The organism is Acidisoma sp. S159, from assembly GCF_009766125.1.
In the GTDB taxonomy this organism is placed as follows: domain Bacteria; phylum Pseudomonadota; class Alphaproteobacteria; order Acetobacterales; family Acetobacteraceae; genus Acidisoma.
Map to the genome: position 1 here is coordinate 195,791 of NZ_LMUG01000091.1, position 6,537 is coordinate 202,327.

Sequence of the window (6,537 nt, forward strand, 5' to 3'; positions counted from 1 at the left end):
AAGAACACATGACTAAATCCGGCAAAGTCCGGCGACGCCTGCGCCTCGGCATGGTTGGCGGCGGCCCGGGCTCCCTCATCGGCCCAGTGCATCGCCTCGCCGCCCGGATCGACGATCGCTACGAGTTCGTCGCCGGCGCGCTCTCCTCCAATCCCGAACGGGCGCGCCAAGGCGGCCGCGAGGCGCACCTCGCCCCGGACCGCAGCTACGAGACCTGGCAGGCGATGGTGGAAGGCGAGCGCAACCGTCCCGACCGGATCGACGTCGTCGCCATCGTCACCCCGAACAATGTTCATTACGGCCCGGCGAAAGCCTTCATGGAAGCCGGCTTCGACGTCATCTGCGACAAGCCTCTGACCATGACGGTCGAGGAGGCCGAGGATCTGGTCGAAACCCGGCGCCGCACCGGCCGGCTCTTCGCCGTCACCCACACCTATGCCGGCTATCCGATGGTGCGGCAGGCCCGCGCCATGGTCGCCGCCGGCCTGCTCGGCAAGCTGCGCCTCGTCAATGTCGAATACGTACAGTCCTGGCTGACCGAGTCGCTGGAGGCGACAGGCCACAAGCAAGCCGCCTGGCGCACCGACCCGGCGCAATCCGGCGCTGGCGGCTGCCTGGGCGATATCGCGACCCACGCCTATCACCTCGCGGGCTTCGCGAGCGGCATCACACCGGAAGCAATCTGCGCCGATCTCACGAGCTTCGGGCCAGGCCGCCAGCTGGACGACAACGTCCACCTGCTCCTACGCTATGCCGATGGCGCGCGCGGCATGATCTGGGCGAGCCAGGTGGCGCCCGGCAACGACAACGGTATCCGCTTACGCATCTATGGCGAGAAAGCCGGGCTGGACTGGCAACAGGAACAGCCCAACGAGCTGATCTTCACCCGCTTCGGCGAGCCGCCGCAGCGCTTGACCCGCGCCGGCCCCGGAGTGGTTGGTGTCCCCGCACCCTATATCCCGCACGGACCCGCCGGACATCCCGAAGGCTATTTCGAGGCTTTCGCCCAGCTCTACACAGATGTCGCCGACCAGATCGCGGCGCGCGACGAAGGCCACGCTCCGCCTCCGCAGTCACTTCTGGTTGCCTCAGTCGAGGAAGGCGCCGCCGGAATGCGCTTCGTGCGGGCTGCGCTGGAGTCGAACCGCCAAGGCGGAACCTGGGTGCCCCCGGGCTGAGACTGTTCGGTGGAGCAGAATGCCTCTGGTTTGAGCCGTGCTCATTCCACCCCGTCATACTCGGCGAAGGCCGGGCATCCACGCTTTTGCTTGCGCAACCAAGGCAAGGCGTGGATGGCATGCCTTCGCATGCCATGACGGATCTTTTGGTCCCGGTTCAGTAATAGATCATTCTATCGCTAAGCCGCGAAGCTCCAGGCGCCTTCCTCGGCCGTCGCCGCCCGGGACCGCAAGCCCTGGAAGAGGTCGCGCCCCAAACTCTCGGCCAGACTATCCTCGGGGAAATCGGGCAACCGGCGAGCCGCCCATTCGCCGGCGGCGACTTCGGCATTCAACTGGCCGGCCTCCGCATCCAGCAGCACCATGTCGCCGTTGCGCAACCGGCCGACCGGGCCGCCCATCATGACCTCGGGGCACAGGTGGATGACCATCGGCACCTTGCCGGAGGCGCCAGACATCCGCCCATCCGTCACCAGCGCCACATGGAAGCCCTGGTCCTGCAAAGCGCCGAGCACCGGCGTCAGGCGATGGAGTTCGGGCATGCCGTTCGCCCGCGGCCCTTGATGCCGGACGACACAGACGAAATTCCGCTGCAGCTCGCCGCGCTTATGCGCCGCCACCACCGCCTCCTGCGTGTCGAAGACGATCGCCGGCGCCCGCACCCGCCGATGCTCCGGCGTGACGGCGGACACCTTAATGACACCACGGCCAAGATTGCCCTGCATCAGCCGCAGCCCGCCATCGGGCGAAAACGGCTTCGCCACCGAAGTCACCACCGCCGGGTCGGCGCTTTCCTTCACGCCATCGCGCCAGACCAGCGCGCCATCCTCCAGCACCGGCTCCGTGCGGTAATGCGACAGACCCCGGCCGGCGACCGTGGTCACGTCCTCATGTAGCAGCCCAGCGTCGAGCAGCTCTCCGATGAGCAGCGCCATACCGCCCGCGGCGTGGAAGTGGTTCACGTCGGCCTTGCCATTGGGATAGACACGCGCCAGCAGCGGGGTCGCGGCCGAGATCTCGTCGAAATCGTCCCAGGTGATATGGATGCCAGCGGCACGCGCCATCGCCACAAGGTGAATCGTGTGGTTCGTCGAGCCGCCCGTTGCCATCAAAGCCACGATGCCATTGACCACCGCGCGTTCATCGACCACCTCGGCGATCGGGATGTACTGGTTGCCCCGCGCCGAGATCTCCAGCACGCGCTTCGCGGCATGCGCGGTGAGCGCGTCGCGCAGCGGCGTATTGGGATGTACGAAGGCCGCACCCGGCAAATGTAGGCCCATGACCTCCATCAGCATCTGATTGGAATTCGCGGTACCGTAGAAGGTGCAGGTGCCGGGCCCGTGATAGGCCCTCATCTCGGAATCGAGCAGCGCCTCCCGGCCGACTTCGCCCATCGCATATTGCTGACGGACTTTCGCTTTCTCGGCATTCGAGATGCCTGAGGTCATCGGGCCAGCAGGCACGAAGATCGTCGGCAGATGGCCGAATTGTAGCGCGCCGATCACCAGTCCCGGCACGATCTTGTCGCAGATGCCCAGCATGAGCGCCGCGTCATAGACGTTGTGTGACAGCCCGATCGCCGTGCTCATGGCAATCACGTCGCGGGAAAACAGCGACATTTCCATGCCCGGATTGCCCTGCGTCACGCCGTCGCACATCGCGGGCACGCCGCCCGCCACCTGCGCGACGCCGCCCGCCTCTTTCGCGCCGCGCCGGATAAGCTCCGGGTAGTGCTCATAGGGCTGATGGGCCGAGAGCATGTCGTTATAGGAGGTGATGATCCCGATATTCGGCGCGCTGCCATTGGCGAGGCGCAGCTTGTCACCCGCCGACATCGGGGCATAGGCATGGGCGAGATTGGCGCAGGACAGCCCTGACCGCGCCGGATGTGCTTCCGCGGCCTTGCGCGTTCGGACAAGATAGGCGGCCCGGGACGCGGCGCTCCGCGTACGAATGCGGTCCGTGACGGATGCGATGCGGGCGTGAGTAGTGGTCATGGCGGGGCAATACCCTCCGGCTGTCAGACGCAAAGGTCATTCTAGCAGCGGAACCGAGCGCGGCTAAGACGCATCAGGCCGCCCGCGAAACATGGACGGAGCCGCGCCCTCAGAAAGATCGTCCGCCAAAGGGTTCGCTCGGCCCAGCGGTCACTGTTTGAAGATGACTGCCGGGCCGTTGAGATTTTTGGTCGGAGTGAGAGGATTCGAACCTCCGGCCCCTGCGTCCCGAACACAGTGCTCTACCAGGCTGAGCTACACTCCGGCCGAGCGGCGGCATATAGCGGCAGGGGCGCGCCCCGGCAAGCGGCGCGGCGCATAGGACGATCACGCGAGGATACAGAGAATGGATCGTGCCTGGATCGGGATCGGAGCCCTTTACGGCTTGCTGGGTGTGATCCTCGCGGCGCTGGCCGCGCATGCCCTGCCCCAACGCCTATCCGCCGGCGATCTCATTCTGGTCCACACAGCGATCGAGATGCAGATGTGGCACGCGCTCGCGCTGATCGCTTGCGGTGCGCTATTGCGTGGTCAGGGTGCAACGGGGCGCCTGCTCCCGCTTGCGGGACTGGCCTTCGCGTTGGGCACACCGCTGTTTTGCAGCGCGGTCTACGCCCTGGCGCTCGCGAAGCTTCGGCTGTCGGCCGTCGCCCCGACCGGCGGCTTCTTGCTGATGGCCGGCTGGCTTCTGCTGGCCGTTTCGGCGCTTCGCAAAACGGCGCCTTCTTCAAGGGCACCCAAAGCCAGCCCCGCGGTGATCTGAAGTCCACGGCGGGGCTGGACAGGACTAGGGCCGCGCCCGCCGGCACGGCCCGCATGGCGTCAGGCGGTGACCAGTGACGCTTCCTGCTTCCGCTCGGAGCCGAGCAGCTGGAGCATATCGTCGGCGACAAAGACCCGCCCGCGCCGGTTTCCGTTGAAGCTGCTGAGGATGCCGATCTTGCCCAACGCGACGACGGCCGAATTGGCTGTTTGGAACGAAACGCCAAGTTGCCGCTGGATCCCACCGACCGTCATGACGGGATTGCCGAAGGCGAGCCCGGCAACGTCCCTGGCACGCGAGTCGGAGCGGAGAAAAGCGAGCTTGCCTTCCCATTTTGCATGCAGCCGCGCCATCGCCTGGATCGTGCTAATCGTGTGGTTCGCGGCGGCCGCCACGCCATCCAAAAAGAAGGAGAGCCAGCGGTCCCAGTCATTGCGAAGATGCACCGCAGCGATCGCTTCCTCGTATTCCTGTCTGTTCTCGTAGAGAAAGCCGGACATGAAGAGCGGCGGATAGCCCGCGCCGGCGCTCATCAATGAGGGGATCAGCCGGCTGACAATGCCGTTGCCGAACTCGAATGGCGCAATGCCCTCGACTTGTGCGACGAGCAGAGCGATTTGCAGGATCAGCGGCATTGACTTCGGCGCGGCGACGAACTCCTCGACGTCGGCGAGGCATTGTTCCAGCCGTGAGGCCGGTGGCGGCACAAACCGCGCGACCTCGATGCGGTGGCCGCCGATCCATGTCTGACGGCTGCGAAGCTCGCCGGGGATCCCGTTGACGGCGGCCGATCCGGTGGCAATGCGGTGGGCATCCCGCAGGAAGGACAGCGTGACGGCAAAGCCACCGCTGGTCTGGCCCATGCCGAATTGCAGCGCTTTGATACAGTTAACCGCCTGGCGCAGCTTCGCCGCAGGCAGTTCCTCCTCCTCAGATGCCTCATAGGCAAGAAGGCTGACCAGATCGCAATCCTCATGGGCGAAATGGGCGGAAGCTATGGCCTCGCTGCGGCCGAGAACGAACTCTGCGGAGCGCGCGAGCGGGAATCCATCGGCCGTCAGCCGCAGCATGGCAAGGGCCGAAATCGCCTGTTCCAGTGGAAGCAGGACATTCGCCACCGAAACTTGACGCGGTAACGGTGCTGGCACCAGTGCCACGACGCCGGGCCGGCCTTCAACATCCACAACACTACGGCGCCGGTCCGCGGACAGATCGCTTAACTTCATTCGCCCCTCTCTCCGTCTCGCCGCAAATGGCGACTTCAGCAGGCCTGACAGATGTAGCGGGACGGCATGTGCTTTTCGTTAGTTGCCCCTAACACTGAGCAGAGGTGCCTCAGGACTACGACCGCTTCACAGATCAAACGCAGTTCTCGCGCAAAAAAAGGCCCGCACTGGGCGGGCCTTTCAATGACAGAGGAACAGGAACGGAGAAGCGAGAGCGTTAGGTCTCGATCTTATGCGAGACGCCGATAAGAGTAATGGTCGTTCCGTCGGTCAGCTGAATGACGTCGGAAGTCCCGTAGCCCGCCACTTTCTCGATGGTCTCGCTTGCCACTGGCTTGTCGCCGTAGCCAGGGCTGAAGACCAGGGCGTCTTTGCCCACCTTGAAGCCGAGGATGACTTCGGTTCCCTCTGTCTGATTTTTGACGAAAGCATAGACGTCGTCGCCGATGCCTCCCAGAACCGTGGACGCGCCGGAGCCGCCTATAACCGTGTCAGCAGCGGCGTTCAGGCCGATAAGCGCGTTCCCGCTGCCAGTCTTCATCAATTCGGGGCCGGTGCCAGTCACGCCGACCAAGATCGAGATAGCGGGGGAAGCGCCGGAGCCGGAAGAATTGCCGGCGTACATCGTGACGGGGCCAGAACCGTTGGCGAATTCCCAAGTCGAACCGCTGCCGCCAACGAGTGTCGTATTTTCGGGCCCAGCGCCCGCGATAAGCACGTTCTGCCCGCTGCCAGCCTCGAGCAAGGTGTTGGCGCTGTACGAGCCAAAAAGGGTCGTCGGCCCGGAACCACCGAGGATGGAAACGGCGCCCGAGCCGCCAACGAAATACATGGAGCCGCTGCCGCCGTGGACATTGACGTCGTTGCGACCCGCAAAGATCAAGGTAGAGGCGCTGCCGGTGTTGATGGTGTCGGCACCGGCAGCGAAGATTGTATTGCTGCCAAACGTGAGGTTTAGGACAGTGCCATTCCCCACACCATTGTCCTGCAGGAACGTCATCTGATTGTCGGCGCCTGTGGTGACCGTGTCACCGAAGGTGCCATCGTAGACCGCGTTGTACGAGCCCGGCACGCTTACGCTACTATTGGAGAAAATCCAGAGGGATGCGTTGGGCGAAACGGATGAATCCTGTAGCGACGACCCATCATAGATAACGCTGCTGGCGCCCAGCGAGGCTCCCGAACCGAAGAAATTCGCGTAGTTGCTTTTTCCGGCCGATTGCGGCTGGGGCAGATACCCCACGAAATTCATCTCTACCAGAGCGCCGCCCTTCACCGTCACTGCGCCAACCATCTAGGGTCAGGACCCATTAATTGCTTGCTTCGGCTCGGCGCATTGTGATTCTGGAGATGGCGGGAGGATACCGTCA

At 64.4% G+C, this 6,537-nt stretch carries 5 protein-coding genes and 1 tRNA gene; 2 read left to right on the top strand and 4 right to left on the bottom strand.

Going from position 1 to position 6,537, the window contains the following annotated elements; genetic code table 11:
- Nucleotides 1–8: 8 nt before the first annotated feature.
- Complete coding sequence (locus tag GSQ92_RS28125) at nucleotides 9–1,178, top strand: Gfo/Idh/MocA family protein (protein ID WP_158806428.1); 1,170 nt, start codon at nucleotides 9–11, stop codon at nucleotides 1,176–1,178.
- A 179-nt stretch (nucleotides 1,179–1,357) separates the two neighbouring features.
- Here the strand turns inward: GSQ92_RS28125 and edd are convergent, their stop codons facing one another.
- Together edd and GSQ92_RS28135 are read right to left on the bottom strand one after the other, a co-directional pair.
- The gene (gene edd / locus GSQ92_RS28130) at nucleotides 1,358–3,178 is read right to left on the bottom strand and encodes a phosphogluconate dehydratase (RefSeq protein ID WP_158806426.1); all 1,821 of its coding nucleotides are present in this window, start codon (nucleotides 3,176–3,178) and stop codon (nucleotides 1,358–1,360) included.
- Between the two features lie 188 nt (nucleotides 3,179–3,366).
- A tRNA-Pro gene (locus GSQ92_RS28135) sits at nucleotides 3,367–3,443 on the bottom strand.
- 81 nt (nucleotides 3,444–3,524) lie between these two features.
- On the opposite strand from GSQ92_RS28135, the gene GSQ92_RS28140 reads away from it, so the two are divergent.
- Nucleotides 3,525–3,941 carry a DUF423 domain-containing protein gene (locus tag GSQ92_RS28140; protein ID WP_158806424.1) on the top strand — a complete coding sequence of 139 codons (417 nt, stop codon included), beginning with the start codon at nucleotides 3,525–3,527 and terminating at the stop codon, nucleotides 3,939–3,941.
- A gap of 59 nt (nucleotides 3,942–4,000) precedes the next feature.
- Here GSQ92_RS28140 and GSQ92_RS28145 read toward each other — a convergent pair whose 3' ends face one another.
- Together GSQ92_RS28145 and GSQ92_RS28150 are read right to left on the bottom strand one after the other, a co-directional pair.
- On the bottom strand, nucleotides 4,001–5,167 hold the full coding sequence (locus GSQ92_RS28145) for a Fic family protein (RefSeq protein WP_158806422.1): 1,167 nt from the start codon (nucleotides 5,165–5,167) through the stop codon (nucleotides 4,001–4,003).
- Nucleotides 5,168–5,384: 217 nt separating this feature from the next.
- Nucleotides 5,385–6,461, bottom strand: a complete 1,077-nt coding sequence (locus GSQ92_RS28150) for a hypothetical protein (RefSeq protein ID WP_158806420.1) — start codon at nucleotides 6,459–6,461, stop codon at nucleotides 5,385–5,387.
- Between the last annotated feature and the right edge of the window lie 76 nt (nucleotides 6,462–6,537).